Source organism: Kitasatospora sp. NPDC091276, from assembly GCF_040684355.1.
Lineage (GTDB): Bacteria > Actinomycetota > Actinomycetes > Streptomycetales > Streptomycetaceae > Kitasatospora.
Genome location: NZ_JBFBFU010000007.1, coordinates 130917 through 156576 on the forward strand (window position 1 = coordinate 130917; position 25660 = coordinate 156576).

At 72.4% G+C, this 25660-nt stretch carries 26 protein-coding genes and 1 pseudogene; 11 read left to right on the top strand and 16 right to left on the bottom strand.

Annotated elements, in window-relative coordinates:
- Positions 1-237: 237 nt before the first annotated feature.
- On the top strand, positions 238-2235 hold the full coding sequence (locus tag AB0O19_RS11445) for a 2-oxoacid:acceptor oxidoreductase subunit alpha (RefSeq protein ID WP_363619162.1): 1998 nt from the start codon (positions 238-240) through the stop codon (positions 2233-2235).
- Positions 2232-3287 carry a 2-oxoacid:ferredoxin oxidoreductase subunit beta gene (locus AB0O19_RS11450; RefSeq protein ID WP_363619163.1) on the top strand — a complete coding sequence of 352 codons (1056 nt, stop codon included), beginning with the start codon at positions 2232-2234 and terminating at the stop codon, positions 3285-3287. The genes AB0O19_RS11445 and AB0O19_RS11450 overlap by 4 nt, the downstream gene beginning before the upstream one ends.
- Before the next feature lie 128 nt (positions 3288-3415).
- On the opposite strand, the gene AB0O19_RS11455 is transcribed toward AB0O19_RS11450, so the two are convergent.
- Together AB0O19_RS11455 and AB0O19_RS11460 are read right to left on the bottom strand one after the other, a co-directional pair.
- Complete coding sequence (locus AB0O19_RS11455) at positions 3416-5068, bottom strand: LCP family protein (RefSeq protein WP_363619164.1); 1653 nt, start codon at positions 5066-5068, stop codon at positions 3416-3418.
- Entirely contained in the window at positions 5061-5414 is a 354-nt protein-coding gene (locus AB0O19_RS11460) for a DUF6542 domain-containing protein (RefSeq protein WP_363585403.1), read from the bottom strand. Before AB0O19_RS11460 ends, AB0O19_RS11455 begins: the two co-directional genes overlap by 8 nt.
- Before the next feature lie 499 nt (positions 5415-5913).
- On the opposite strand from AB0O19_RS11460, the gene AB0O19_RS11465 reads away from it, so the two are divergent.
- A complete protein-coding gene (locus AB0O19_RS11465; protein ID WP_363619165.1) occupies positions 5914-6570 on the top strand; it encodes a TetR/AcrR family transcriptional regulator in 657 nt (218 codons plus the stop codon).
- Between the two features lie 338 nt (positions 6571-6908).
- Here the strand turns inward: AB0O19_RS11465 and AB0O19_RS11470 are convergent, their stop codons facing one another.
- From AB0O19_RS11470 to AB0O19_RS11485, 4 genes are all read right to left on the bottom strand, one after another.
- A complete protein-coding gene (locus tag AB0O19_RS11470; RefSeq protein WP_363619166.1) occupies positions 6909-7466 on the bottom strand; it encodes an RICIN domain-containing protein in 558 nt (185 codons plus the stop codon).
- Between the two features lie 51 nt (positions 7467-7517).
- Positions 7518-8369, bottom strand: a complete 852-nt coding sequence (locus tag AB0O19_RS11475; protein ID WP_363619167.1) for a peptidoglycan-binding protein — start codon at positions 8367-8369, stop codon at positions 7518-7520.
- Positions 8370-8423: 54 nt separating this feature from the next.
- Positions 8424-9323: a CAP domain-containing protein gene (locus AB0O19_RS11480; RefSeq protein ID WP_363619168.1), complete on the bottom strand. Its 900-nt coding sequence runs from the start codon at positions 9321-9323 to the stop codon at positions 8424-8426.
- 165 nt (positions 9324-9488) lie between these two features.
- Positions 9489-12515: a BTAD domain-containing putative transcriptional regulator gene (locus AB0O19_RS11485; RefSeq protein WP_363619169.1), complete on the bottom strand. Its 3027-nt coding sequence runs from the start codon at positions 12513-12515 to the stop codon at positions 9489-9491.
- Positions 12516-12646: 131 nt separating this feature from the next.
- Here AB0O19_RS11485 and AB0O19_RS11490 point away from each other — a divergent pair, with 131 nt between their 5' ends.
- Complete coding sequence (locus AB0O19_RS11490; protein ID WP_363619170.1) at positions 12647-14143, top strand: BTAD domain-containing putative transcriptional regulator; 1497 nt, start codon at positions 12647-12649, stop codon at positions 14141-14143.
- A 25-nt stretch (positions 14144-14168) separates the two neighbouring features.
- On the opposite strand, the gene AB0O19_RS11495 is transcribed toward AB0O19_RS11490, so the two are convergent.
- From AB0O19_RS11495 to AB0O19_RS11530, 8 genes and pseudogenes are all read right to left on the bottom strand, one after another.
- Positions 14169-14666: a hypothetical protein gene (locus tag AB0O19_RS11495; RefSeq protein WP_363619171.1), complete on the bottom strand. Its 498-nt coding sequence runs from the start codon at positions 14664-14666 to the stop codon at positions 14169-14171.
- Positions 14667-14856: 190 nt separating this feature from the next.
- Positions 14857-15402 (bottom strand): annotated as a pseudogene (locus AB0O19_RS11500) (DUF4157 domain-containing protein); the annotation flags it as partial.
- A gap of 189 nt (positions 15403-15591) precedes the next feature.
- Positions 15592-16107 carry a DUF6879 family protein gene (locus AB0O19_RS11505; RefSeq protein WP_363619172.1) on the bottom strand — a complete coding sequence of 172 codons (516 nt, stop codon included), beginning with the start codon at positions 16105-16107 and terminating at the stop codon, positions 15592-15594.
- A 5-nt stretch (positions 16108-16112) separates the two neighbouring features.
- Positions 16113-16355 (bottom strand): hypothetical protein, encoded by a 243-nt coding sequence (locus AB0O19_RS11510; protein WP_363585394.1) that lies wholly within the window; start codon positions 16353-16355, stop codon positions 16113-16115.
- A 196-nt stretch (positions 16356-16551) separates the two neighbouring features.
- On the bottom strand, positions 16552-17070 hold the full coding sequence (locus AB0O19_RS11515) for a DUF6879 family protein (protein ID WP_363585393.1): 519 nt from the start codon (positions 17068-17070) through the stop codon (positions 16552-16554).
- A 276-nt stretch (positions 17071-17346) separates the two neighbouring features.
- Positions 17347-17922: a DUF1707 domain-containing protein gene (locus AB0O19_RS11520; RefSeq protein WP_363619173.1), complete on the bottom strand. Its 576-nt coding sequence runs from the start codon at positions 17920-17922 to the stop codon at positions 17347-17349.
- Between the two features lie 94 nt (positions 17923-18016).
- On the bottom strand, positions 18017-18223 hold the full coding sequence (locus AB0O19_RS11525; RefSeq protein WP_363585391.1) for a DUF397 domain-containing protein: 207 nt from the start codon (positions 18221-18223) through the stop codon (positions 18017-18019).
- Between the two features lie 10 nt (positions 18224-18233).
- A complete protein-coding gene (locus AB0O19_RS11530; protein WP_363585390.1) occupies positions 18234-19118 on the bottom strand; it encodes a helix-turn-helix transcriptional regulator in 885 nt (294 codons plus the stop codon).
- 208 nt (positions 19119-19326) lie between these two features.
- On the opposite strand from AB0O19_RS11530, the gene AB0O19_RS11535 reads away from it, so the two are divergent.
- From AB0O19_RS11535 to AB0O19_RS11555, 5 genes are all read left to right on the top strand, one after another.
- Positions 19327-19698, top strand: a complete 372-nt coding sequence (locus AB0O19_RS11535) for an ATP-binding protein (RefSeq protein ID WP_363585389.1) — start codon at positions 19327-19329, stop codon at positions 19696-19698.
- Positions 19698-19961, top strand: coding sequence for a hypothetical protein (locus tag AB0O19_RS11540; RefSeq protein WP_363585388.1), 264 nt, complete (start codon positions 19698-19700; stop codon positions 19959-19961). Before AB0O19_RS11535 ends, AB0O19_RS11540 begins: the two co-directional genes overlap by 1 nt.
- Positions 19962-20066: 105 nt before the next feature.
- On the top strand, positions 20067-20432 hold the full coding sequence (locus AB0O19_RS11545) for a hypothetical protein (RefSeq protein ID WP_363619174.1): 366 nt from the start codon (positions 20067-20069) through the stop codon (positions 20430-20432).
- Between the two features lie 78 nt (positions 20433-20510).
- The gene (locus tag AB0O19_RS11550) at positions 20511-20711 is read left to right on the top strand and encodes a hypothetical protein (protein WP_363585386.1); all 201 of its coding nucleotides are present in this window, start codon (positions 20511-20513) and stop codon (positions 20709-20711) included.
- A gap of 104 nt (positions 20712-20815) precedes the next feature.
- Positions 20816-21220 carry a DUF3052 domain-containing protein gene (locus AB0O19_RS11555; RefSeq protein ID WP_363585385.1) on the top strand — a complete coding sequence of 135 codons (405 nt, stop codon included), beginning with the start codon at positions 20816-20818 and terminating at the stop codon, positions 21218-21220.
- Positions 21221-21274: 54 nt separating this feature from the next.
- Here AB0O19_RS11555 and AB0O19_RS11560 read toward each other — a convergent pair whose 3' ends face one another.
- Positions 21275-21997, bottom strand: a complete 723-nt coding sequence (locus tag AB0O19_RS11560) for a DsbA family oxidoreductase (RefSeq protein WP_363619175.1) — start codon at positions 21995-21997, stop codon at positions 21275-21277.
- Positions 21998-22321: 324 nt separating this feature from the next.
- Here AB0O19_RS11560 and AB0O19_RS11565 point away from each other — a divergent pair, with 324 nt between their 5' ends.
- The gene (locus tag AB0O19_RS11565) at positions 22322-22591 is read left to right on the top strand and encodes a hypothetical protein (protein WP_363619176.1); all 270 of its coding nucleotides are present in this window, start codon (positions 22322-22324) and stop codon (positions 22589-22591) included.
- Between the two features lie 97 nt (positions 22592-22688).
- On the opposite strand, the gene AB0O19_RS11570 is transcribed toward AB0O19_RS11565, so the two are convergent.
- On the bottom strand, positions 22689-23417 hold the full coding sequence (locus AB0O19_RS11570; RefSeq protein WP_363619177.1) for a chitinase: 729 nt from the start codon (positions 23415-23417) through the stop codon (positions 22689-22691).
- 318 nt (positions 23418-23735) lie between these two features.
- Between AB0O19_RS11570 and AB0O19_RS11575 the strand changes: the two genes are divergently transcribed.
- Positions 23736-25652 carry a hypothetical protein gene (locus tag AB0O19_RS11575; RefSeq protein ID WP_363619178.1) on the top strand — a complete coding sequence of 639 codons (1917 nt, stop codon included), beginning with the start codon at positions 23736-23738 and terminating at the stop codon, positions 25650-25652.
- Positions 25653-25660 lie beyond the last annotated feature (8 nt).

A 25660-nucleotide genomic window follows, 5' to 3' on the forward strand; every position in this document is an offset into this window, starting at 1 on the left:
GCCGGGCAGCTCGGGGGTAGCTCGGGGGCAGGGGGAGCGGCCGTCGGACGCGGAATGATCTCCGGCGGCCGGACGTTGTACCCCGTGTGCGGTTCGGGCGCGGGCCGGTGTTTTCCCGCCGCACGTGGGAGTTCCGTCCGGGATCAAGTGCCCGCGCATAGGATGCGGGAGGTGCACCAAGCGGACGGGGCACGGGGCCGCGCCCGCGGTGGTGTGCCCTCGAGGAGGTCCGCGGCAGTGACCAGTCAGGTCGATCAGTCAGAGGCAGTGGACGGCTCGGACGGCGACGGTGGTCGTTCCGGGAACGGTGACGGACGCCCCGGTGCGGCCGTGCCCGCCGATCCAACGGCCCCGGGAGGTTCGCCGCCGAGGCGCGGCAAGCCGATCCGCCGACTGGACCGGGTGATCATCCGTTTCGCCGGTGACTCGGGCGACGGCATGCAGCTCACCGGTGACCGGTTCACCTCGGAGACGGCGTCGTTCGGCAACGACCTCTCCACGCTGCCGAACTTCCCGGCCGAGATCCGGGCGCCCGCGGGGACGCTGCCGGGCGTGTCGTCCTTCCAACTGCACTTCGCGGACCACGACATCCTCACCCCGGGGGACGCGCCGAACGTGCTGGTGGCGATGAACCCGGCGGCGCTGAAGGCGAACCTGGAGGACCTGCCGCGCGGCGCGCAGATCATCGTCAACACGGACGAGTTCACCAAGCGCGCGCTGGCGAAGGTCGGTTACGCGGCGGACCCGCTGGCCGACGGCTCGCTGGAGGGCTACCACCTGCACAAGGTGCCGCTGACGACGCTGACCCTGGAGGCGTTGAAGGACAGCGGGCTGGCGCGCAAGGACGCCGAGCGGGCCAAGAACATGTTCGCGCTGGGGCTGCTGTCCTGGATGTACCACCGCCCCACCCACGGGACGGAGACCTTCCTGCGCGGCAAGTTCGCGAAGAAGCCGCAGATCGCCGAGGCGAACATCAGCGCCTTCAAGGCGGGCTGGAACTTCGGTGAGACCACGGAGACCTTCGCGGTCTCCTACGAGGTGCCGCCGGCCAGGCTCCCGGCCGGGCGCTACCGCAACATCTCGGGGAACCTGGCGCTCTCCTACGGCCTGATCGCCGCCGCGCAGCGCTGCGGGCTGCCGCTGTACCTGGGCTCGTACCCGATCACGCCGGCCTCGGACATCCTGCACGAGCTGAGCCGGCACAAGAACTTCGGGGTCCGTACCTTCCAGGCCGAGGACGAGATCGCCGGGATCGGTGCGGCGCTCGGCGCGTCCTTCGGCGGCGCGCTGGGGGTGACGACGACCTCGGGCCCCGGGGTGGCGTTGAAGAGCGAGACGATCGGCCTGGCGGTGTCGCTGGAGCTGCCGCTGCTGGTGGTGGACATCCAGCGCGGTGGGCCGTCGACCGGTCTGCCGACCAAGACGGAGCAGGCGGACCTGCTGCAGGCGATGTTCGGGCGCAACGGCGAGGCGCCGGTGCCGATCGTCGCTCCGGCGACGCCGGCGGAGTGCTTCGACGCGGCGCTGGAGGCGGCGCGGATCGCGGTGACGTACCGGACGCCGGTGTTCCTGCTCTCGGACGGCTACCTGGCGAACGGCTCGGAGCCGTGGCGGATCCCTGAGGTGGACGAACTCCCGCTGGTCAGTCCGGACTTCGCGACCGGGCCGAACCGCGAGGACGGCTCGTTCTGGCCCTACCTGCGGGATCCGAGGACCCTGGCCAGGCCGTGGGCGCTGCCCGGTACGCCGGGGCTGGAGCACCGGATCGGCGGGATCGAGAAGCAGGACGGGACGGGGAACATCTCCTACGACCCGGCGAACCACGACTTCATGGTCCGCACCCGGCAGGCGAAGGTCGACGGGATCGCCGTCCCCGACGTGGAGGTCGACGACCCGAGCGGCGAGGCGCGGGTGCTGGTGCTCGGCTGGGGTTCGACGTACGGGCCGATCACCGCGGCCGTGCGGCGGGTGCGGGCGGACGGCGGGGAGGTCGCCCAGGCGCACCTGCGTCACCTGAACCCCTTCCCGGCCAACCTGGGCGCGGTGCTCAGGAGTTACGAGAAGGTCGTCGTGCCGGAGATGAACCTGGGCCAGCTCGCGCTGCTGCTGCGGGCGAAGTACCTGGTGGACGCGGAGTCCTACAACCAGGTGCGTGGACTGCCGTTCAAGGCGGCGCAGTTGGCGGACGTGCTGTCGGCGGCGATCGGCGCCCTGGACGAGGAGGACCACCGATGAGCGAGAACGGCTTCCCGTCCCTGAACCTGGTGCCCAAGGCCGAAGGGCCGCAGAGCGCCCGGGACTTCAAGACCGACCAGGAGGTGCGCTGGTGCCCCGGCTGCGGGGACTACGCCGTCCTGGCGGCGGTGCAGGGCTTCATGCCGGAGCTCGGCATCAAGCGCGAGAACACCGTGTTCATCTCCGGGATCGGCTGTTCCTCGCGTTTCCCGTACTACATGAACACCTACGGGGTGCACTCGATCCACGGGCGGGCGCCGGCGATCGCGACCGGGCTGGCGTCCTCGCGGCAGGACCTGAGCGTGTGGGTGGTGACGGGGGACGGTGACGCGCTGTCCATCGGCGGTAACCACCTGATCCACGCGCTGCGGCGCAACGTCAACCTGAAGATCCTGCTGTTCAACAACCGGATCTACGGCCTGACCAAGGGCCAGTACTCGCCGACCAGCGAGCTGGGCAAGATCACCAAGTCGACGCCGATGGGCTCGCTCGACGCGCCGTTCAACCCGCTCTCGCTGGCGATCGGCGCCGAGGCGACCTTCGTCGCCCGCACGATCGACTCGGACCGCCAGCACCTCCAGTCGGTGCTGCGGGCGGCGGCCGCGCACGAGGGCACCGCGCTGGTGGAGATCTACCAGAACTGCAACATCTTCAACGACGGCGCGTTCGAGGCCCTGAAGCAGCCCGGCACCCGGGACGAGGCGCTGATCCGGTTGGAGCACGGGCAGCCGATCCGCTTCGGCGCGGACCTGGCCGGCGGCGTGTTCCGCGGCCCGGACGGCGAGCTGTTCACCGCGCCGGTGACGGCGGACAACGAGGCGCGGGTGCTGGTCCACGACGCGCACGCGGCCAACCCGGCCACCGCCTTCGCGCTGTCCCGGATCGCCGACGCCGACACCCTGCACCACACCCCGATCGGCGTCCTGCGCGACGTCCACCGACCCGTCTACGACGAGCTGATGGCGGGGCAGCTGGCCGCCGCGCAGGCCGATCGCGGGCCGGGCGACCTGGCCGCGCTGCTGGCGGGCGGCGACACCTGGACGGTGGACTGACCGGTCCGGTCCGGTCACTGCGGCGCCCCCTCGGCCATCGGCCGAGGGGGCGCCGCGGGAAAAGCCGTGGGGAGGCTCCCTGGTGGGAGCCTCCCCACGGCTCGGTGCGGCGCGTCAGGTGCGGGGTGTCAGTAGACGCAGGGGATGCCGCCGTCGCTCTGGGCGTCGACCGACGGGCCCTGCACGGGCAGGTTGGCCGCCGGGTCGGACGGGGCCCCGGTCGCGCCGCCGCCCGGCGCTGCGGCGCCGGTCTTGTCGTCGGTCGCGCCGGTGAAGCCGGTGCCGAGGGTGACGACCACCCGGTCGGCGGGGGCCGACGCGGACTCCGTGGCGGTGACGCCGTAGCGGGCGGCGATCTGGTCGGCCGCCTCCTTGGCGCCCTTGCCGTAGGCCACGGTGGTGGTCTTGGGCTTCGCGGCGGCGCTGCCGGTCTTGCCCGCCTTGAAGCCCATCGCGACCAGGGCCTTGGATTCGGCGGTGGAGGAGACCCCGGCGGCCGTGGAGGCGTTGAAGACGTCCACGGTGGTGGGGGCGGCGGCCTTGGTGGTGGGCGGCGCGGTCGTGGCCGGAGCGGAGGGGGCCGCCGGGGCGGGCGTGTCGCCCGCCGCGTCGGGGGCGGCCGGTGCGGAGTCGGCGTAGCCGAAGATCTGCTTGACGACCTTCTGGAGCTTCGCGGGGGTGACCAGGTTGACGTCCTGACCGTTGCGGGTGCCGAAGCCGTCGAAGGTCAGGGTGTTGAACTCGACGTTGCCGCCGGTGAGGTTGGGGGCCTGCTGGGCGAAGTCGAGGACGTTCCACTCGTTGTCGATGACCAGGTCCTTCTGCACCACGCCGAACAGCTGCTGCAGCTTGCCGAGGTCGCTGATGACGCCGTCCTGCTTGAGCTTGTGCACGACGGAGGAGATGAAGGCCTGCTGGCGGTGGGTGCGGGCGAAGTCGCCGCTGTTTCCGTCCGGGCCGTCCAGGTTGTGGCGCTGGCGGACGAAGGAGAGCGCCTGGGAGGCGTTGAGCTTGTTGATGCCCTTGTGGAAGTCGGCACCGGAGCCCTGGCCCTCCATGGCCGGGTCCTTGGTGTCGTGGGTGAGGCAGACCTCGATCGGCTCGACGGCCTTGGCGATGTCGTAGAAGCCCATCAGGTTGACTTCGGCTATGTGGTCGACGGGCTGGTCGAGGAACTTCTGCACGGTCTGGATGGTGGCCGCCCGGCCGGCGTCGCGGCCGGCCTTCTCCAGGTCCGCGCCCTTGAGCCCCTTCGCCTGGAGGGCCGGGGTGGCCTTCTCCTTGGCCTCGCCGTAGGCCTCCTTGATCTTGCGCATGCCGGCCTGCTTGCCGTCCCCGGTGTAGGTCATGACGTAGTCGTCACGGGGGATGGAGACGGCCTGCGCCTTGCCGCCGCCGGCTGGGATGTGCAGCAGGATCAGGGAGTTGGTGTTGTAGCCGCCGATGTCGGAGCTGTGGCCGGCGTGCAGTTCGTCCTGGACGAACTCCGGCGGCAGGTCCGTCCCGTCCATGTTCTTGCGGCTGTCGAGGCCGATCAGCAGGATGTTGACGGAGTTGTCGAGGTGCTTGGGCGCGTTCTTCTTGGTCTCGGCGATGGCGTTGGAGGTGGTCATCCCGTCGGTGAGGGACGTCACCTCGTACCAGACCACCCCGCTGGCGGCGAACACCGCCAGGGCGACCGAGCAGGCCAGCGTCCGGCCCGCGATCAGCAGGGGGGAGGTGCGGCGGGTCGGGGGCGCGGCGGCGCGGCCGCCGTCCCGGGTCTGCGGGTTCTCAGCCATGGTCCCTCCTCCGGTCCCGGACCAGCCGGACCACGATCACCAGGGCGGCCGCTGCGGCGGCCGCGGCCATCACGGGAAAGTCGTGGACCACCCACTTCGCGGAGCCGGTGGCCAGGTTCTTGCCCCGGTAGGCGTCGCCGTTGGCCAGCAGTTCCGCGCCGGCCGTCACCCCCAGGACCAGCAGCGGAGTGGAGGCGAGGACCCACCACCAGCCATTGCGGCTGCTGAGTGCGGCCGCCAGGCCGGTGCCGAGCACGGCGCCCACCAGGAAGGCCGTCCCCATGCCGGGGCCGGAGAGCTCGTCGATCCCGGCGCCCACCGCCGGCAGCCCCACGGCCAGGGCCACGGGCAGGGCCGCTCCGCCGGGGAAGGGGCGGACGGGGGCCTTGCTCGCCCGCCGACGGGATCCCTGGTCGGAGGTGCGCCCCGGTGCCCGCCGGTCGGGTGTCCGCCCCGGTGACCGCTGGTCGGCGGTCCGTTGGTCGGTCGTCCGCGCCTGCGTCTCCTGGCCGGGCGTTCGCCCGCGTGCCTCCTGGTTGGACGTCCGTCCTCGCCGCCCCGCCACGCACTCACCCCCGGTGTTCCCGTGCTTTGCGCCCCTGTGGCGCCTGCGCCCGGTCCTCGTGTGATGAGCCGTTGTGCGCTGCCACTTCTGGACGCTGCTGTTCGGCCGGCCGGTTCCCGCGCTCGGCTTCCGTGTTCCGGTCGGGGGCAGGCGTGCTGTTGAATTCCCTCTACACGGGTGTAGAGGTTGTAGGCAGCATAGAGCACCCTTGTTCGATGGCAACCCGGCTCAGGCGGGCTCGGGAGACACTACACCGGGCAGTTTTCGAGAGTCCCGGTAGATGAGGAGTGACGCCGTGGCGGCGACGGGCGGAGCGGGACGGCCGGAGAAGCGCAAGGCGATCACGCGGGCCGCGACGGCGGTGTTCGGGCGCGAGGGATACGTCCGGGCCAGCATGGACGCGATCGCGGCGGAGGCCGGGGTGTCCAAGCGCACGGTCTACAACCACTTCGCCGACAAGGAGACCCTCTTCCTCTCCGTCGCACTCCAGAACTCGGCCGAACTGACCGACACCATGCGCGAGTTGATGGACAAGCACCTCGACCGGGTGGTGGACCTGCGCCGGGGCCTCACCGACTTCGCGGTCGAACGGGCCCGGGCCGTCCTCTCGGCCGGTGACCGCGGCGCGCTCGGCCGGGCCATCCGCGCCGAGGTCGCCAACATCCCGGCCGACGTCCTGGAGGCGTGGCTGGAGGCCGGCCCGATCGCCTCGCAGCGCGACCTCGCGCAGCGGTTCGAGGCGATCGCGGACCGAGGCCTGCTGGCCGTCGACGACGCCCCGCAGACCGCCGAGCAGTTCACGCTGCTGACCTTCCACGGCGTCGCCGAGCGCTCGTTCTGGGGCGCCCTGCCGGTGGCGGACGAGGAACTCGCCCGGATCGCGGCGCTCGGTGTCGACGCCTTCCTGCGGATCCACCGGGTTCCTGTGGCGCGGTGACGGCGCGGGTGCCTGCGGCACGGTGACGGTGCGGGTGCCTGCGGCACGGTGGCGGCGGACGCCGGAGCGTGAGACGCCCGCAGCGCGGTGACGGCGGACGCCTGACCGTGACACGCCGTCGGGGAGGGGTTCGGCGGCGTGTCACGGGGCCCACTCGTGGGCGAGCGGGTCGAGGACCGGCTTGCCGACGAACCCCTCCGCCGGCCCAGGGGTGGCTCGGGCGGAGGGTGGTGGGCGCGGACCGGTCCGCCCGCCGGAGTCGGCGAACGGACCGGGGACGGGTCGGGTCCGACGATTCGCGCCCCGGGCGGAACCGTCGGACCCCTCTCGGGGAGCCGTCAGCCGATCTTCCAGCGCTGGGCCGGGTCGCTGCCGTTGCAGGACGTCACCGAGGTGAGCTGGGCGACGCCGTTGGACTTGAGGCACTGGCCGGTGGCCACGTTCTGGATCAGGTACCAGCCGCGGTCCTCGCTGGTGCGGATCCACTTCTGGTTGGCCGGCAGCCAGTCGCCGGCCGGGCGGTTGAGGCCGTCCCAGCCGCCGGGGGTGTCCCAGAGCTGGACGGCGCCCGAGCCGGTGTCGAGGTCGACGACCTTGCCGGCCGAGCCGTGCGAGATGGCGGTGGTGCCGTCGCAGTAGCCCCAGAACGACCAGGTCTGCGCGGGGCTCTGGTTGCCCTGGTAGACGCCGATCCGCCGGCCGTTGCTCTCCGTGTTGGCCGGCAGGTCCAGGACGCCGGTGGCGCCGTTGTAGACGGCGGTGACGGTCTGCAGGTTCGGCGCCAGCTCGCAGCCGGCGGCGTGCGCGGCCGGGGCGGTGACCACGGCCGCCCCCGCGACGGCCGCGACGGCGCCGAGCCCGGCGAGGAACCTGCGGGTACGGGTGACGGGTTTCATCGGGTTCTCCTTCTTGGGTGTGGTGGATCCGGGTGTGGTCGAGGTGCGGCGTCAGCCGCGCGGGACCTGGAGGGCGTCCCACTGCTTGGGGCCGGGGATTCCGTCGGCGTCGCTGCCGGAGTCACCCAGCTTGTGCTGCCAGTTGCGGAAGGATTCGAGGTCCGCCCCGGACCACTCGGGGCCGGGGCCCTCGGCGTAGGCGGAGCAGCCCTCGGCGACCAGGCGCTCTCCCATCCGGGTGATGACGTCGCTCTTCTGGCCGTCCTGGAAGAAGTCGGCGCCGGGGAAGGGCTCGTAGCCGCCCTCGCCTCCGTCCCCGCTGCTGTCGGCCTGGGGCCGGGCGCCGCCGTTCGGCTGGTCGGCGGCGGAGGCCTCCTGCCCGAAGTAGACCGCCCCCTGGCGGTCCCGCCACTGCGGGTCGGCGAGGATGACGCCGTCGGCGAAGTCCGGGACACCGTACCCGTACACCCAACTCGACTTGCGGTCACGGGTCTTGAGGTAGACGCCGTCGCCCTCGGAGCTGCCGTCGTCGTTGGTGTTGCCCTCGACGGTGGTGATGGTGGAGCTGGTGTAGGCGACGCAGATGCCGGTGTGGCTGCCGCCGCCGGGGCCGTAGAACACCTGGCCGCCGATCACCGGGTAGTCGGTGAAGCGGTCGCGGTCCCTGAACCAGGCGACGCCCTCGGCGCAGGAGGCCGTCACCGGGAACAGCCCGGCGTTGCCGGACTGCTGGGCGCACCAGGCGACGAAGGTCGCGCACCAGGCCTCGCCCTGGGACCACTCCAGGCCGGGGACGGTCGGGGAGTACTTCTGGATGTTGTTCCAGTGCGAGCCGCTGCGGCCCTCCTGGTATCCGACCTCGTCTCGGGCGACGCGGATCAGGTCCGCCGCGTTCGAGGACATGAGGGTGGCTCCTTGCTTGCTGTGGCTGCTGTGACGGCTGAGGGGGCGGGGAGGTCAGGCCTGGGCGAAGGTCTGGACGTAGCGGCCCCAGTTGCCGCGCTGGCGGGGGGTGTAGCCGATGCCGATGGAGGTGAAGTCGCGGCCCAGGATGTTGTCGCGGTGGTGCGGGCTGTTCATCCACATCTGCATGGCCTCCGCCACGCTGTTGCCCGGGGTGACGTTCTCGGCGGCCGAGCGGAACTGGAAGCCGGCGGCGTGGATGCGGTCCCACGGGTTGCTGCCGTCGGTGCCGTCGTGCTGGGTGAGGTCGTGGGACGCCATGTCGTTGGCGTGCCGCTGGGCGGCGGCGCTCAGGCGGTCGTCGAGCCGCAGCGGCTGGAGGCCGGCCCGGCCGCGCTCCGTGTTGACGGAGGCCAGCATCTCGGTGCGGAAGTCGCCGCCGGGCTGCGGCTGCGGCTGGGGCTGGGGCTGCTGCTGGCCGCCGGCGCCGCCGTTCTGGCCGCCGGCCGGGATGAGCTGCCAGCGCTGCGCCGGGTTGTTGTCGTCCTGCTTGGTGAGGGTGAGCGGGGCGCCGGGGGCGGCCGCGGTGAGGAACAGCTGGCCCTCGTCGCCGCGGACGGTCCGGACCCGGAACCAGTCGTTGTCGATGACCTCCAGCACCCAGCGCTGGTTGGGCTGCCCGTGCTCGTTGAACAGCCAGGTCTGGCCGGTGGAGTAGTTGTAGTCGATGACGACGGCCTGGCCGGGGGCGTGCCTGCCGTTGGTGAGCTGGGTCTCCAGGAGCCAGCTGCCGCCGTCCTTGGCCCAGAAGACCCAGCCCTGGGCGGTGGTGCCGTTGGGGCCCCAGGACTGGACCGGGGTGCCCGGGCTGCTCTGGCTGGAGCGCACGTCGGCGACCGTTCCGTTCGCGGACTTGAGGGTCCAGACCTGGCCGTTCTGCGGGAGCGTGGGCATGAGTGGCGCCTATCTTCGATGGGAGTGGCCCCGGCTCCGCACTGGTGCGGTCCGCGACCTGACGAGAGAGAAGATCGCGGACCGCGGTAGACAAGTGATCAACAAGGGGGGCCCCGGGCCCAGGGCCTGCCAGGTCTCGTCCGGCCCGCCGAGATCGGCCGGGACCTAGGGCTGCGGCAGGCCGTCCAGCAGGGCCCTGGTCCGCTCGGCGTCCTCGCCGAGTCCGAGCCGCTCGTACACCTCCAGCGCGTCCGCCAGGCAGGCACGGGCCTGGAGGGGGCGGCCGAGGCCGGTGAGCGCGGTGCCCAGGGTGCGCAGCAGCGCGGCCTCCAGGGCGGCGCTGGTGCGGCGGGCGAGCGGCAGCGCCGCCTCGGCGGCGTCGGCGGCGAGCAGCCAGCGCTCGGCCTCGGCGTGGATCCGGGCGGCGAGGTCGCCCGCCGCCGCCGCGAACACCGTCACCTGGAGGGCGGCGAACTCGTCGCGGGCGCCGGCCGCGTGGGCGAGCGCCGCCTCCGGGTCGCCGCACAGGCGCAGGACCCGGGCCAGGTAGTAGCGCCCGGTGGCAGCGGACACCGGGCCGGAGCCGCTCATCAGGCGGGCGCCGCGCTCGGCGGCGTCCCGGGCCTCGGCCAGCCGGCCGGTCTGGGCGCAGCTGAACGCGAACTCGCCGAGGGCGCTGCCCTCGGAGCGTTCGGCGCCGAGGCGGCGGAACAGGTCGGCGGCACGGCCGGCGTGTCGGGCGGCGTCGGCGTAGCGGCCGTGGACGCGGGCGTTGCCGCCGAGGGTGAGCAGGGCCTTGGCGAGGACGCGGACCTTCGGGCCGTCGCCGCTGGCCCCGTTGCCGCCGTCGTCGTCCTGGCAGAGCGCGACGGCCTGGCGGATGTCCTGCTCGGACTCGGCGTAGCGGTTGATGTGCCAGAGCATGCCGCCGCGCACGTAGCGGGCGAGGGCGAGCGGGCCGTGGTCGCCGCGGGCGGCGGCCTCGCGGGCGACGCGGTCGGCGAGGTCGGCGATGTCGCGGGTCTGGGTGCGTTCGGCGAGTACGGAGCCCATCCGGTCGGCGAGTTCGGCCGCCCGGTCGAGCGGCAGCGCCGGGTCGGCGCAGCTCAGGGCGATGGCGGAGGCGTGCACGCCGGCCTGTTCGCGCATCCAGCGGACGGCGGCGGGCCCGTCCGTGATCGTCTTCCCGGGGGAGCGGACGGGTGCGTCGAGCAGGCTGAGTTCGACCGGGTCGGCCTTGCGGGCGGCGCGGTCGGCGTTGCGGGCGGTGGCCAGGCAGTAGTCGACCAGCCGGTCGGCGGCGGCGGTGCGTTCGGCGGCGGGCTCCTCGGCGGCGAGCCGGCCGCGGGCGTAGTCGCGGACCAGGTCGTGGAAGCCGTAGCGGCCGAAGCGGGGGGAGTGCAGCAGGTTGAGGTCGACGAGCGCTTCGAGGAGTTCGTCGGTCTCGGCTTCGGTGCGGCCGAGCAGTGCGGCCGCGCAGGGCAGCGGGACGTCCGGGGCGTCGGGCAGGGACAGCAGGCGGAAGGCGCGGGCGAGTTCGGCGTCGAGGCGGTGGTAGGAGAGGGCGAAGGTGGCCTCCACGGTCCGTTCGCCGTCGCTGAGTTCGGCCAGCCGGTGTTCCCGGCGCAGCCCGTCGGCGAGCGCGGCCAGGGTGAGCGCGGGGTCGGCGGCGAGCCGGGAGGCGACGATGCGCACGGCGAGCGGCAGCAGTCCGCAGGCCCGCACGATCTCCTCGGCGGCCCCGGGTTCGGCGTCGACGCGGTCGGCGCCGACGATCCGGGTCAGCAGTTCCAATGCCTCGGCGGGCGGCAGGGTGTCCAGGCGCATCTGGTGCGCCCCGGCGAGGCCGGCCAGCCGGACGCGGCTGGTGATCAGGACGGCGCAGCCGGACGAGCCGGGCAGCAGTGGTTCGACCTGGCCGAGGGTGGCGGCGTTGTCGAGGACGACGAGGACCCGCCGCCCGGCCAGTGCCGAGCGGTAGAGGGCGGAGCGCTCCCCGGTGTCGAGCGGGATCTCGGCGGCGGCCACGCCGAGGGCGCGCAGGAAGCCGGCGAGCACCGCGCCCGGGTCCAGCGGGGTGCGGTCGGCGCCGCGCAGGTCGGCGAAGAGCCGCCCGTCGGGGAAGCGTCCGTGGGCCTGTCGGGCGACGTGTACGGCGAGCGTGGTCTTGCCGACCCCGCCCATGCCGTCCAGGGCGGAGACCACGACGGCTCGGCCGCCGGCCCCGGCGAGGCGGTCGACCAGGGTCTCGACCTCCTCGGTGCGGCCGGTGAAGTCGGCCAGGCCGTCGGGCAGTTGGTCGGGCGGCTGCCAGGCGGCGGCGGGTTCGGCGCGGGCGGAGGCGGCGGGGGCGGGCAGCAGGGACGGGTCCTCGCGCAGGATCCGCAGGTGCAGTGCGGCGGGACCGTCCTCGGCCGTCGGAGCGGCGGCGGCCGTCGGCGGCCGGCGGGTGTCCTCGTGCCGGGTGGGCCCGTCCCCGCCGGACGGCAGTCGGCGGCGGGCGTCCTCGTACACGGCGAGCGCCTCGGCCTTGCGGCCCGCCTGGTAGAGGGCGCGCATCAGGACGGCGGTCAGCCGGGGCCGTTCGGGGTGTTCCAGGGCGAGTGCGGCGGCCTCGGCCGTCAGACCGGTGTGGTCGCCGATTTCCGCGTCCAGCTCCAGCCGCGTCTCCTTGGCGTGAAGTCGCTGTTCGGCGAGGCGGGAGCGGACGGCCTCGGCGTGCGGCCCGGGCAGCCCGGCCAGCGGTTCGCCGACCCACAGCCGCTGCGCGGCCAGCAGGACCTCCCGGACTTCCTGCGGCGGGGCCTGCTCGTCGCGCAGCCGTCCGGCCGTGGCCAGCAGTTCCTCCCAGCGGGCCGCGTCCACCTCCGCGTCCGGCACCCGCAGCGCGTACCCGTCGCCGACCCGCACCAGCGGCATCCGCTGCGGATCCGGCCCGGTGTACGGCTTGAAGGCCGAACGCAGCCGGGAGACGGCCAGCTGGACGGCCTTGCGGGGGTCGGCCGGTGCGGCCCCGCCCCACACCCCCTCCACCAGCACCGGCGTCGCCACCGTCCGTCCGGCGGCGTCCAGCAGCACCGCCAGGACGGCCCGCTGCTGCGGTCGGCCCAGTTCGATCTCCCGCTCCCCGTGCCAGGCGCGCAGTGGTCCCAGCAGTCCGAACCGCAGCCCGGACGCCCCGATGTCAACCATGTCCCGTCCCCGAATGTCGTCCGGTGCCCGGATCACGCCACTTCCGTACGGACGGCGGCGCCCCCTGATCCGGTCACCTATGCTCTGTCACGGATTGTGTACTTGAACTCATGGCTTCGAGGGGTGGGGGCATGGGGCTCGAATTCCGTGTTCTGGGGCCGCTGCGGGCCCGGTGTGACGGCCACGAGATCGATCTCGGTCGGCCGCAGCAGCGGGCCGTGCTGGCCGCCCTGCTGCTTGCCCCGGGCCAGCTCGTGCCCACTGAACGGCTGGTCGAGGGCTTGTGGGGCGAGGATGTCGCCCGTTGGCCCAAGGCCCCGGCCGGCCAGATCGGCACCCACGCGCACCGGCTGCGCCGTGCCCTCGCGGCCCCCGGCCTGCTGGTCGCCACCGCCGGTGGCTACCGGTTGGAGGTGGACCGGGCCGCCGTCGACCTGTTCCGCTACGAGGCCGGGGTGGGCGAGGCCGTCACGCTGCGCTACGACGACCCGGTGCGGGCCCGGGAGCTGCTCGCCGGCGCGCTCGCGCTGTGGGAGGGGCGTGCGCTGGACGGCGTGCCCGGCGGTTTCGCCGAACGCGCCCGCGAACGGCTCGCCGCCGGTCACCATGCCGCCGTCAAGGTGCTGCACGACCTGGACCTGGCGCTCGGCCGGCACGCCGAGGCGCTGCCCGCGCTGGACGCGCTCGCCGCCGCACACCCGCGCGACGAGGAGGTGCAGCGCCTCCACCTGCTGGCCCTGCACCGCTGCGGGCGGACGGCCGAGGCGCTGGCCGCCTTCGAGGCGCTGCGCGAACGGCTGGACCGCGAGCTGGGGCTCGAACCGGCACCGGCGGTCGCGGACCTGCACGCCCGCATCCGGAGAGGGGACACCGAGCTCGCGGCGCCGTCCGCCCCGGTACCGCCGCGCCGGCCCGCCCGGCCCTGCCAGCTGCCGCCGGACATCCCCGACCTGGTCGGGCGGGCGGCCCAGGTGCGGGAGGCCGAGCGGATCCTGCGGTCCGGTGGCGGCGACGGTGCCGGTGCCGGTGATGTCGACGGCGGTGATGCCGGGGCCTCGCCGGTGCTCGGCCTGTCCGGGCCGGCCGGCAGCGGCACCTCCGCGCTCGCGGTGCACCTGGCGCACACCGTCCAGGACGCCTTCCCGGACGGGCAGCTGTACGCGGCCGGCGGGACGGCGGAGCCGGGAGCGGTGCTGGCCGCCTTCCTGCGGGCCCTGGGGGAGCGGCCCGTCGAGGACGCCGGTGTCGGCGAACTGGGCGTGCGCTACCGGGCCGCGCTCGCCGGTCGGCGGGTGCTGGTCGTGCTCGACGGCGTCACCGACCCGGCGCCGCTGCTGCCCGCGGTGGCGGGCTGCGCGGCCGTCGTGGCCGGCGCCGAACCGGGCGCCCTGCCCGCCGACGCGGCCCGGCTGGCCGTCGGCCCGCTGGAGCCGCACGACGCGTACGAGCTACTGGCCCGGGTCGTCGGCGCCGAGCGGATCCGCCGGGAGCCGGGCCCGGCCGCCGAGGTCGCCGAGCTCTGCGGCTACCTGCCCGTACTCCTGCGGTCGGTGGCGGCGCGCCTCGCGGCCCGCCCGCAGTGGTCCGTCGCCGACCTGGTCCGCTGGCTCGCCGAACGGGGCGCCTGAGCGGCGCTCCGGGCCGGTGCGGTGGTCAGTAGAGGTCCGAGGACATCGCCCACATGCGGATGTCGTTGGTGGGCGTGGTGACGATGGGGACCTCGCCGTCACCCCAGTAGATGGCGACGCCGCCGAGCTTCTTCACCACCAGCCGGGCGCCCGGGTGCCCGTACGTGCCGGAGGACCAGCAGACGCCCCCGGAGGCGGAGTAGACGACCAGGTTGCCGTCGGACTGCATGACCGCCTTGTACCCGCAGTGGTTCACGTGGGTGCCGGAGTTCCAGACGGCCAGCGGGTTCGGGGTGTTGTACCCGCGGTAGACGACCAGGTTGCCGTCGGACTGCATGATCAGCCGGGAGTTCTCGGAGTCGACGTGCCAGCCCGGGTAGAGCGGCTCGTCGTTCCAGAGCGTGTGGGTCGTCGGGTCGTACGCCGCCTGCGCGGTGCCGGCCCCCAGCATCGTCCCCGTCAGCGCCAGCGCCGTGGCCGCCACCCCGACGGCCATGCGTCGCACTGCCTTCACTGCCTTCATCCCCGGGTACCTCTTTCGTCCATATCGCGCCCGTGAAAGTTCGGGGCGCCCCGTGGGACTGACCATGGGACAAGGCGGTAGACAAACGATGAACGATCCCGTTGATGGGCGGGGGCGGGACGGCTCAGCCCCGGTGCTCCTCGTCCTCGTGGGTGGCGGCGTGGTCGGCTCGGCGGCCTGCGGTCGGGCCGGACATCACCCGCCGGGCGTTGGCCTCGGCCTCGCGCTCGAAACGGTCGGACGGGTCGCTGACGCTCAGCCCGGAGCCGTTGTCGGAGCCCGCCACGGGGCCCTGCCGCTGCTGGAGCACGTGGGTCAGCTCGTGGGCGAGGGTGTGCCGGTCGCCGCCGCCGTCGCCTATGACGACGTGGTTGCCGGAGGTGTAGGCGCGGGCGCCGATCTCGGCGGCGGAACTCCGGGCGGCGCTGTCGTCGTGGATCCGGACGTCCGAGAAGTCGGCGCCCAGGCGGGCCTCCATGTCGGCGCGGGTGGCGCCGTCGAGCGAGCGGCCGCCGCTGCGCAGCACGTCGTGGACGGCGGCGGCGGAGCGCTGCACCTGGCCGGCCCGCTGGAGTCGTCGGACGACGGCGGCGTTCCCGACGGACGCCTGGAGGCCGAGCAGCGCGGGCGCGGGTGCGGGTGCGGGTGCTGGCGCGTGCGTGGGTGCGGGCGCGTGCGCGGGTGTCCGGGCGGTCGAGGGGGCGTGCGCCTTGTCGTCACTGTCGCTGGTCCTCATCGGCGTCCCTTCGGGTCGATGGCCGGTGAGTCCTGGATACCCCGCCCGCACCCGGAGCGATAGGGATGGCGGGGGCAGCAACCCTGCCCACCGGGGGCAGCCCCGCCCGCCGGTCGGTCCCCAACGCGCGGGCAGGGCAGGGGGATCGCCGTCGAGGGCAGGGCGTGCAGGCGAGGCGGCCATGGTGGATCAGTGAAGCCGGTACTCCTCGTGCGGTGTGGCCCGGTCCCACACCGCCTCGAATGCCGACTTCACCAGTTCGACGACGGCCGGCTCGGTGCGCCATTCACGGTCGACGACCTCACCGACACCCGAGAAGTACGTGAACAGCACCGACGACCCGTCGAACAGCCACAGGTCGGTGCCGGGCAACGCGATGTCGGCCGCCTTCCGGCGGGGAAGCCAGCGGATCTGTTCGCCCGCCCGGACGTTCGGGAACGTCACGTCGTACTCGTACCGGATGTAGTCGGTGACCGGTTCGGAGACGACCCGGGCACGCCTCATCACGACACCGCGCGCCGTCGTCTCGGCCACCACGTCCAGGAACGGGCGCCACCAGGACGACCGCTCGGCAGCAGGGTCAAGGTGTTTCCCCTGCTGCCATGCGATGAACTCGGGGTCGCTGGGCTGGTAGGCGTCGCGCATCTCAAGATGCACGGCGGAAACCTTGGCCTCGGCCAGGCCCTCAAGTACCGGGTTCGTCATCGCTCCTACTCACTGTCGGGCTTGGGGATGAACTGAAGCATGATCTCGGGAAGCCTGATGATCGTCTCGTGATCGGGCACGTCGGTGGAGTGGCCGGGGATCGAACCGATCTCCTGACATGCCTTCACTTCGTTGTCCGTGGCCTTGTAGGACTGGATCAGCAAGTCTCCGGTTTCCTCGTCCAACCAGATCGTCGGCGAGTCCGTGTCCGGGGTGTTCGGGATGATGCCGAGGAACCTCAGGGCCATTCTCACTCCCGTAGTCGAGTGGGGTGCACCGGTGTGCGTGAGCCTCACCCTTCCGGTTGATCGCCGCCAAGAGGGCGGTAGGACGTTTGCCGCCCGCTCGTTGGGCTCCAACGAGCGGGCGGGTGCGGCCTCCTCCTACGGCACCTGGCCAACGCCAGATTGCCTTGCTGGACGCCGGATGGCGCGCGTGCACCGGTCAGTGGAGCTGGAAGTCCTCGTGCGGGACCGCCCGCTCCCAGACGGCCTCGAACGCGGAGTGGGAGAGCTTCACGGGTTGCGGGTCGGTGCTGATCTCGTCGTCGACGAAGTCGCCCTCGCCGCTGAAGTGGTGGACGACGAGCAGCCGCCCGTCGATGAGCCAGAAGTCGTTTCCGGGGAGCGCCAGGTCGGTCGTCTGCTGACGGGGGAGCCACCGGACCTGCTCGCCGGAGGCGATGTTCCGGAACGTGATCTCGTGTTCGAACCGGATGTACTCGCTCACCGGCTCCGACACCACACGGGCGCGCCGGACCTCGACGCCTCGGGCGGTGGTTTCGTGGATCAGCTGCAACCACGGGTTCCACCACGACGAGCGGTCGGCCGGGTCGTCCCGGTGCCCGTCGAGCCAGCGGAGGAACAGTGGGTCGTCCCGCATGTAGCCGTCGCGCATCTCAAGGTGAAGCGCGGAGCGGGTGCAGGATCGCAGCAGGTCCTCAAGTGGGGGATCTGCGGGCATCGTTCACCTCCGGGAAGAACTGCATCGTTCGTCTGGGAGATTCGACCACGGCCTCGACCCTCCGGGCGCCGATCTTCGCGGGACGGCCGGGGTTCGCGCGCAGCCGAGATGCTCGAAGAGGAGGTCACCGGCGTGGTCGTGTCGGAAGGCGGGAATCGGCCAACGATGCGTCATGGCGGGCTCTTTGAGGGCGGGAGACCGGCTGGGCAACGAGAGGTGCCCGCTCGTCGGGATCGACGAGCGGGCGAGGGAGCGTAGCTGTGGAGCGGGGCTGCCTCAGATGGCGAAGAGGCGGCGGCGGGGAGCGCGCGCGATGACCTTGGCGTGTTTGAGGGTGCCGGTGATCTCGATCCGGAGCCGGGGGCTGGTGGCGTCGCCGCCGCCGTTGGAGCGCTGCTTGACCTTGGAGAAGACGAGGGTGAGATCGTCGGTGTCGAGGGTGACGAGGCCCGGCGGGCTGATGATGAGCAGCTTGCCGTGCCGCAGGGCCGCGTCGATCAGAAGGGTGTCGGCCGTGATGACCGCTTCGGTGAAGTCGAGGACGACCGTGCAATGTTTCGGCCGCAACTCGATGTGCCGGGGGACCACCCAGCGCCCGGCCCGGGTGTACTTGCCGCCGCGCTGGTCGATGACCAGCACGTCCTTCGGCGTGGGCACGGCCGACGCGAAGCTCGGCAGGTCGGTGGTCAGCTCAGCCAGCTCGGCGAGCGTCCGGGCCGAGAGCGCGGATTCCAGCCGGGCTTCGAGCTCCTCGGGGGTGAGCCGGCCGTCTGCGGCGGCGACCTGCAGCGTTTCTACGGTGCGGTCCCGGTCCTGATGGGATGCCCGTAGCGCGGGCAGGTCTCTCGACATGGGTCCACGCTAACCCAGTGCGGGCGGCCCGGAACAGGGAGCTGAGCGGAGGCGGTCAGCACCGAGTGTGCTGACCGCCGGGCGTGCGTGGAGTTCAGGCTCGGACGAGATGGTCGAACTCGCCGGCCTTGGCGCCGAGGAGGAAGGCGCGGAGTTTGGGGACGGTGGTGGTGACGATGACGTCGGGGTCGTCGGACTCGCGGAAGTGACGGAGGCTGTCGACCCCAGTCGCTAGTTCAAGACATGTGCTGCCGCCGTCTGCGTCGCTGAAGGATGACTTCTGCCAGGCAAGGTCGGACATCGGGCGCCTTTCACGTTTGAAGCTGGTAGATGAGGTGCTGAAGGAGTCCCCACGAGTCACGAGAGGAATCACGCCTGGGCTTCGACGCATCCACGGCCGGTAATGAGAGATCGCAGGCCTCGCGAAACTTCTGGTGGTAGGCCACTACATCTGATGGATCCCCAAGGTGAATAGCGCGCTTGGGCCCATCCAGGATGATGGTCGACAGCGCGGTGCACCCGGGGTCGCAGATCAGGAAGGCGCCTGTGTAGGGGACCTTCTTGGGGGCGTCGAATGGAATGATCTCGATCGTGACATTGGGTAGCTCCGCCATATCGACGAGGTGAAGAAGCTGCTCGTGCATGACCGACTTGCCGGCGAACCGCATCTGAAGAGCTGCTTCGTGGATGACGAATCGAAACTGACGCCTACTGTCGGTCAGGACGCGCTGCCGCTGTAGACGGAACTGGACGGCGGTCGCCGTGTCCCAACGGCCATCTTGGTAAGCATCCTTGTAGATAGCTTCGATATAGCCCGGGACCTGCAAGCTGCCGGGGATATGGAGCGTATCGAACACTGAGAAGGTCTGTGCCCTGTCCTCCGCCTCGGCCAGATCCAGCGCGAGTGTCGGAACTTTGCCCTCGAACTCGCTCCACCAGCCCTTGCCGCTGCTCCGCCCCATCTCGGTAAGACCCGCGCGGTATACCGGGTCCGTGCAGCCATAGGCGTCGAGCCAGACTTCGAGGCGTTCGGGGTTGAGAGTGATCCGACCAGCCTCGGTGTGGCTCACTGCCGGAACCTTCATACCGACCAGTGCCCCGGCGTCGGCAGACGACAGCCCGGCGGCTGTCCGCAGGTGCTGCAGCTCCTCGCCGAATCGGCGCTGCCGTTGGCTGATTGGTCCCTTGTATCCCACGATCGTCCTTCCCTGTCGGCGCAGTCTCGCGCACAACCCCTCCGGGATGCCACCAACGAGTGATGGCTGGTACGAGTCTCCTGGATCTGCTTGCAACCTTGCCAGGCAGACCCCTGCTCTCAGTGTTGCACTGATCACATGACGGAGCGTCAGTCCGGTTCATGGCGACGTTTCCGCCGATTCCCCTCCTCTCCTCCTGGGGTCTCCCATGCGTGCTTCCAACCCTCCCGACTGGACCGCCGCCCGCACCGAGCTGTGCGACCTCCTCACCACCGCCGGCTGGCCGCCCCCCACCATCTCCGACGCCGAACTCGCCCTCCACGAACTCTTCTTCAACGCGTGGAAGCACGCCGGGAGCCTCGCGCCCCTCGTCGTGCTGTCCCTCCTCAACCGCAGGCTCCGGGTCTCGGTCTGCGACGACAGCCAGACCCTCCCGCCCGAGCCGTGCGTCCCCGCCGACCCCCTCGCCCTCTCCGGCCGGGGCCTCCACCTCGTCCGTTCCCTCACCCACCGCTTCGGCACTGACCTGCGTAAGCAGGGCAAATCCGTCTGGTTCGAACTGCAGTTGGACGCCGCCTGATGCCTCTTCCCCGCCGCTACCCGATGCTGCCGACCGACCCCCGGATCCGGTACTACACCGACGACCACATCCGCACGCTCCTCGCCGAAGTCGACGAGCGCGGCCGCAGGTTCGGCCTCATCTTCCCCTCCGCGACCACCGACCGCACCATCGACGGCCGCATCCTCGTCCGCTTCAACACGGCCCCCGCCTCCACCCTCCTCAACCTCCTCTCCCTCCTCCTCGCCGCCGACCGAGACCGCGACGACCCGTGCGCTTTCTGATCGCGGCCGCCTTCGCCGTCCTCCTCGCCCTGGCGATCGCCACCGTCGTCCTGGGCGTCATCACCGCACTCAACGTTGCAAAGCCCGAGGAGGAGGACCCCTGACATGTCCGACCCCGCCCCGGAGCCCGACTTCGGCCCCAACCCCCTGGCCAACGCCCTCGCCGCGACCCACTACGCCGTCGCCGCCGCCTTCAACACCCTCGCCCCCGGCGCCGCCCAGCCCGTCCCCGACGACTTCGACTGGCGCGAACTCGAAGCCTTCATCTTCCACTTGGGCTTCGCCGCCGACGACTCCGACGCCGCTCTCAACCTCTACCGCCTGCTCACCGCCGTCCAGCGCATCGCCTACCGCGAGGCCGCCGGTCGCAACGCCGCCGGGCACCCCGCCCGCCTCAACCCCCACCTCAACCCCAGCCCGAGCCCTCGCTCGTCCTCGACCGCGTTCACCCGTGGGAGTAGTGCCGGGTGAATGCCACCGACCGCGCCCCGCGCGGCCCCTAGCGTGGGCAGCGCCAAGCGCCAGCCACCCCAGGGGAGGGGACCCGACGTGTCCGACGTCGCCGAATACCTGCTGCTCTACGTCGAGGGCGACGCGGTCGTGGCGCACGACGCCGACCTGCGCCCGCACACGTTCCCCCTCCCGCCCGGCGAGCTGGGCGCCACCATTGCCCGGGCCGACGCGGCCGGCGGTGCGCAACTCCTGTTGACCGTCAGCTCGTCCGTGGTCATCTCCTGCCGCAAGATCTGACGGATCGTCAATCTCCGGGCGTGTTCCGCGCCGACCGCCGTCCGTGTCTGGTTGGCTACCCGGATGCGAGGCGACAGGCGCCTCCAAGTCAAAGGAACACCGGCATGACGACAGAGCGCACCAACCCGGCGGCCCGGCTCGGGTTCGAGCCCGGGCAGGTCGTCCAGGAGATCGGCTACGACGAGGACGTCGACCAGGATCTCCGCGAGGGCATCGAGGTGCTGATCGGCCAGGACCTCGTCGACGAGGACTACGACGACGTGGCCGACACCGTCCTGCTCTGGTTCCGCGAGGACGACGGCGACCTCACCGACGCCCTGGTCGACGCCATCGGCCTCCTCGAAGAGGGCGGCATGATCTGGCTGCTCACCCCGAAGCCGGGCCGGGGCGGCTACATCGAGCCCAGCGACGTCAACGAGGCCGCCCAGACCGCCGGCCTCGCCTCGACCAAGGCCATCAGCGCCGCTGCGGACTGGACCGGCATCCGCCTCATCGCCCCCAAGCGCTGACACCCCCGGAGCAGGAAGTCGGCCCCGCCGACTTCCTGCTCCACGCCCTTCGCCTCACCGCTGCGGCAGCTCGCACCCGTCCGGCCCGCAGACCTCGCCGCTGCCCTCACCGCCGGCGCCGCCGACCAGCAGGGGCACCGCCACCCGGCTCTCCCAGGCCTGCTCCAGTGCCGCCGTGAACGTCTCGGCGGGCTGGGCGCCCGAGACCCCGAGCCGCCGGTCGAACACGAAGAACGGGACCCCGGTGGCGCCCATCGCGCCCGCCGTCGCCTCGTCCTCGCGTACCGCCTCCGCGTAGGCGTCCGGATCGGCCAGCACCGCCGCCGCGGCCTCGCCGTCCAGCCCCGCCTCGACGGCCAGTTCCACCAGTCGTCCTTCCGCGAACGCGGATCGCGCGTCGGCGAAGTTGGCCCGGTACAGCGCGTCCAGCAGTTGCCCCTGCCGCCCGTGGTCCTTGGCGAAGTGCAGCAGGCGGTGCATGTCGAAGGAGTTCGCCGCGTCGCGCCCCTCGCGGAGGTACGCCAGCCCCTCCCCGTGCGCGTTGTCCGCGATCCGCGCCTCTGCCGCTTCGGCCTGGTCCAGGCTGAGCCCGTACTTGGCGGCGATCAGCGGGACGACCGGCCGCGCCTCGGCCGGCGAGTGGGGGTCGAGCTCGAAGGAGCGGTGGACGACCTCCACGTCCCCGCGGTGGGGGAACCGCTCCAGGGCCTGCTCGAACCGGGCCTTGCCGATGTAGCACCACGGGCAGTTGATGTCGGTCCAGATCTCCACGCGCACGGCGTCGCTCCCGTCTCCAGCCGTGCGGGGCCTTCCCGCACCCGGCTCCGTGGCCAACGCCGACGACCACCTGAATATTTCTCGTGATGAAATATTCAGGTGCCCGACGGGACCGGCCTCACCGCAGCCGCGCCGTCGCGAGCAGGCCTACAGGAACGCCTCCTGCCATGCGGTCGCCGTCGCCACGTCCCCGAACCCAGGTGCTCGGCGCTCTGCCCGCAGGCCGTTCCGTGGATCGGCAACGGTGGCCGGGACGGCGCCATCGCCGGTCTCCTGCACGGCAGTTACCGTGTCGGTGGCAACCCGAACGGAAGGCGGACAGCGATGGGAACCTCCGCGCACGTCACGGCGCCGCCGCTCCTCGCGGTCGCGGTGCTCCTGCTCGCCGTCAAGTGGGTCAGGCGGCGGCGGAACGGCAGGCCCGTTCCCCTGCTGCCGCGATCGGGACCGGCCTGGGCGGGCGCGTTGGCCGTCGTCGCGTTCGTGCTGGTCACGGGCGCGCTGGCCGGCCGTGCCGGGGATGTGGTCGTGCCGGCCGTCGCGCTCGGGGGACTGGTCGGGGCCTTCGTGGACCTTCGCTTCGGTGCCCGGTGATGACGCCCGGTGATGACGCCGCCGCTGGCCGTGGCCGCGAAACGACCCCGTGCGTGGGAAGTCGGCCCGGCCGACTTCCCACGCAAGCCGTCGCCGGTCAGCAGGAGATGTTGCCGCCGCCGACGTCGGTGCCGAGGACGCCGACGAACTTCTTGTAGAGGTTGATGCGGTCGTTGCGCTCGTCCGGGTTCTTGCCGTTGCACTCCAGGTCGCCGTTGATGCTGCGGATGGTCTCGCCGAAGCCCTTGCCGTTGACGATGGCGTCGTGCGCGGTCATCGTCCCGGCGCCCTTCTGGGTGTTCCAGAACCAGAGGCCGGTCTTCCAGGAGACGGCCGGGTCCTTCTCGGCCAGGTAGGGGTTGTTCAGCAGGTCGATGTGCAGGGCGTCGCCCGCGGCCTTGTAGTTGAAGTTCCAGCTGATCTGGAGCGGGCCGCGCCCGTAGTAGGCGCTCTTGCCGGCGGGACAGCCGTAGGGCTGCGAGGCGTCGCAGTAGTGGCTGTAGTTGGCGGTGTTCTGCTCGACGACGTACCGCAGGCCGCCGGTCTCGTGGCTGACGTTGGCGAGGAACGCCGCGGCCTCGCGCTTGCGGGTGGCGTCGTTGCCGGTGGTGGTGAACCCGGGGTAGGCGCTGAGGGCGTCGGTCAGGCCGCGGTAGGTGTAGAAGGAGTTCCGGCTCGGGAACATCTGGTTGAACTGGGCCTCGCTGACCACGAACGAGGCGGCGGCCGCTGGTGTGGCGTGCCCGGTGAGGGCGGTGGTGCCCAGGGCGACGGTGCTCAGGACGGCGGCCGAGGCGGCCATGGACAGGGTGCGGGAGAGCTTCATCGTCACTTCTCGCTTGTCGTCGGGGTGGGGGTGCTCCGGTGGGTGCTCCGGTGGGTGCACCGGTGGGTGCACCGGTGGGTGCACCGGGGGGTGCTTCGGGAGCGAAGCGTCGGGAACATCGTGGTGCGCCGATTTCGGGAAAAGGCGCCGACCAGCACCCAAACCACTCGTTCGGGGTGTATCCGACCTAGAGGTGAGCGCGATTCAGGCCAATTCCAGCTCGTCCGACACACCGACAGATTGATCATCCGGTCATCAGATACGCGGGATAGCCTCGTCCGCGCACAAGGCAGACACCGCGAGCGGGGGGACGACCACATGGGGCACGCCGACGACGAGGGCGACGAGCGGCTGGCGGCGGAGGGCGAGGTGGCGGTGGCCCGGCTGGCCATCGACTCCGGAGACCTCCCGCACGCCGCCGACCACCTGGCCGACGCGATCCTCGCCGACCCCCAGCTGCCCGAACTGCACGAGGCGCTGGCCGAGTTGTGCGCCGCCGCCGGAGGACCGGCCGCCGCCCGCGACCTGTTCCCGCTGGACGGCCAGGTCTACCTGGGCACCGTCGCCTGCCGGGCCCACGTCGAGGCCGCCGCCGGGGACTGGGACACCGCCGTCGGCCTGCTCGCCTCCGCGATCCAGTACGAGCCCGCGAGACCCTGGGCGCACACCGCCTGGCTCGCCCGCGAGGACCTGCCCGCCCTCGTCGACCCGGACGCCGTCGCCCAGGCGGTGGCCCGGGCCGCCGGCGGACTGCCCGACCCGCTGCCCGCCGAACTCGCAGAAGCCGTCCAGCCGTTCGAGGACTTCGTCCAGTCCGTGGTGGCCCGCCACGGCGACCACGCCTTGCTGCTCGCGATGGCCTCCGGCCTCACCCGCCGCCTCGGCGCCACCGGCCGCGCCGTCGAACTCGCCGAACTGGCCCACCTGCTGGCCCCCGGCTACCTGCCGTCCGTGATGCTCGGCAACGCCCTGCGCGCGCACGGCCGGCCGGAACGGGCGCTCGCCGTCTGGGAGGCCGAACTGGCCCGGGTCGAACCGGAGCGGGACAACTCCAGCAGCTACCTCGCCGTCGACGTCGCCGAGTTGTACGGCGCCCTCGGCCGTCCCGCCGACGGCCTGCCCTGGCTGGACCGCGTGCTCGCCACCGAACCCGACCACCCCAAGGCGGCCCCCGCCCGGTACGGCCTGCGGCACGCCGCCGACGGCGACGCCGCCCACCTGCTCGCCCTGGCCGACCACCACCGCGCCCACCCGGACCACGAGTACGCCCAGGACCTGCTGGAACGGCTCAGCCACCGGGAACCCTGGCTCGGCATGGTCTCCGGCGCCACCGAGGCGACCGTCAACGTGCTGCACCAGCTGCTCGCCGCCCCCGGCACCACCCGCGACAGCGAGATCGAGTGCAGCGCCTCCGCCGTGGAACCGCCCAGCTCCCTGCTGGCCGTCCGCCTCGCCCTGCCGCGCTCCACCGTCGACTACCGGTCCGTCGCCGAGCCCGACCCCCGGCTCCCGCTGGTCGAACCGGCCACCCGGATCTGGGCCTGGGACGGCACCGACCCGCGCCCGGCCGTCGCCCCGCCCGCGCCGGACAGCGCCGAACTCGTCCGGGCCACCGCCGAGATCGTCTGGGCGACCGTCCCCGCCGCCTACGACCACGCCGTCCGGCTGGCCGGGCTGCCGCTCGACGACCTGCTCGGCGCGCTCGTCCACCCGCCGATGCCCCGGGAGGACGACCTCGGCCGGGCCCTGCTCGCCCACCAGCCCGAACTGTGGGTGCGGGCCGTCCAGGTCTTCGCCTGCCTCGGCATCGCCCACCACCGCACCGACCAGCCGTGGGAGGACTCCGACCGCCGCCGCGTGCTGGTCGACCTGCTGCTCGGGCCCGAGGACTGGGTGGTCGAGGCGGCCGGCTTCGCCCTCGTCGCGATCGGCTGGACGCACCCCGAGACCCGCGCCGACATCGCCGACCGGCTCCGGCAGCGGCTGCACTACAGCGCCCGGGCCCGCCGCACCCGCGTGGTGACCGTCCTGCGCTCGCTCGCCGCGCTGGCGCTCACCGCGCCCTGGCTGCCCCGGGCCGACCTCGACCTGGCCCGGCGGCTGATCGAGCGGGCCGAGGCCCAGGAGGCCAGGGAAGCCCGGGAAGCCGGGGAAGCTCAGCAGGCCGAGGTGGTGCCCCGGGAGCAACCGGAACCCCGCCCCGGCCTCCTGCGCCGCCTCTTCCGGCGCGCCTGACGGGCGCT

What these genes read in the sequence shown, in the direction of transcription:
- AB0O19_RS11535 (WP_363585389.1), top strand. Translation starts at nt 19,327, where the DNA reads ATGCGTGCTTCCAACCCTCCCGACTGGACCGCCGCCCGCACCGAGCTG.
- AB0O19_RS11495 (WP_363619171.1), bottom strand. Translation starts at nt 14,666, where the DNA reads ATGAAGGCAGTGAAGGCAGTGCGACGCATGGCCGTCGGGGTGGCGGCC.
- AB0O19_RS11490 (WP_363619170.1), top strand. Translation starts at nt 12,647, where the DNA reads ATGGGGCTCGAATTCCGTGTTCTGGGGCCGCTGCGGGCCCGGTGTGAC.
- AB0O19_RS11555 (WP_363585385.1), top strand. Translation starts at nt 20,816, where the DNA reads ATGACGACAGAGCGCACCAACCCGGCGGCCCGGCTCGGGTTCGAGCCC.
- AB0O19_RS11480 (WP_363619168.1), bottom strand. Translation starts at nt 9,323, where the DNA reads ATGCCCACGCTCCCGCAGAACGGCCAGGTCTGGACCCTCAAGTCCGCG.
- AB0O19_RS11575 (WP_363619178.1), top strand. Translation starts at nt 23,736, where the DNA reads ATGGGGCACGCCGACGACGAGGGCGACGAGCGGCTGGCGGCGGAGGGC.
- AB0O19_RS11465 (WP_363619165.1), top strand. Translation starts at nt 5,914, where the DNA reads ATGAGGAGTGACGCCGTGGCGGCGACGGGCGGAGCGGGACGGCCGGAG.
- AB0O19_RS11520 (WP_363619173.1), bottom strand. Translation starts at nt 17,922, where the DNA reads ATGTCGAGAGACCTGCCCGCGCTACGGGCATCCCATCAGGACCGGGAC.
- AB0O19_RS11515 (WP_363585393.1), bottom strand. Translation starts at nt 17,070, where the DNA reads ATGCCCGCAGATCCCCCACTTGAGGACCTGCTGCGATCCTGCACCCGC.
- AB0O19_RS11455 (WP_363619164.1), bottom strand. Translation starts at nt 5,068, where the DNA reads ATGGCTGAGAACCCGCAGACCCGGGACGGCGGCCGCGCCGCCGCGCCC.
- AB0O19_RS11485 (WP_363619169.1), bottom strand. Translation starts at nt 12,515, where the DNA reads ATGGTTGACATCGGGGCGTCCGGGCTGCGGTTCGGACTGCTGGGACCA.
- AB0O19_RS11470 (WP_363619166.1), bottom strand. Translation starts at nt 7,466, where the DNA reads ATGAAACCCGTCACCCGTACCCGCAGGTTCCTCGCCGGGCTCGGCGCC.
- AB0O19_RS11570 (WP_363619177.1), bottom strand. Translation starts at nt 23,417, where the DNA reads ATGAAGCTCTCCCGCACCCTGTCCATGGCCGCCTCGGCCGCCGTCCTG.
- AB0O19_RS11505 (WP_363619172.1), bottom strand. Translation starts at nt 16,107, where the DNA reads ATGACGAACCCGGTACTTGAGGGCCTGGCCGAGGCCAAGGTTTCCGCC.
- AB0O19_RS11565 (WP_363619176.1), top strand. Translation starts at nt 22,322, where the DNA reads ATGGGAACCTCCGCGCACGTCACGGCGCCGCCGCTCCTCGCGGTCGCG.
- AB0O19_RS11540 (WP_363585388.1), top strand. Translation starts at nt 19,698, where the DNA reads ATGCCTCTTCCCCGCCGCTACCCGATGCTGCCGACCGACCCCCGGATC.
- AB0O19_RS11475 (WP_363619167.1), bottom strand. Translation starts at nt 8,369, where the DNA reads ATGTCCTCGAACGCGGCGGACCTGATCCGCGTCGCCCGAGACGAGGTC.
- AB0O19_RS11545 (WP_363619174.1), top strand. Translation starts at nt 20,067, where the DNA reads ATGTCCGACCCCGCCCCGGAGCCCGACTTCGGCCCCAACCCCCTGGCC.
- AB0O19_RS11510 (WP_363585394.1), bottom strand. Translation starts at nt 16,355, where the DNA reads ATGGCCCTGAGGTTCCTCGGCATCATCCCGAACACCCCGGACACGGAC.
- AB0O19_RS11525 (WP_363585391.1), bottom strand. Translation starts at nt 18,223, where the DNA reads ATGTCCGACCTTGCCTGGCAGAAGTCATCCTTCAGCGACGCAGACGGC.
- AB0O19_RS11450 (WP_363619163.1), top strand. Translation starts at nt 2,232, where the DNA reads ATGAGCGAGAACGGCTTCCCGTCCCTGAACCTGGTGCCCAAGGCCGAA.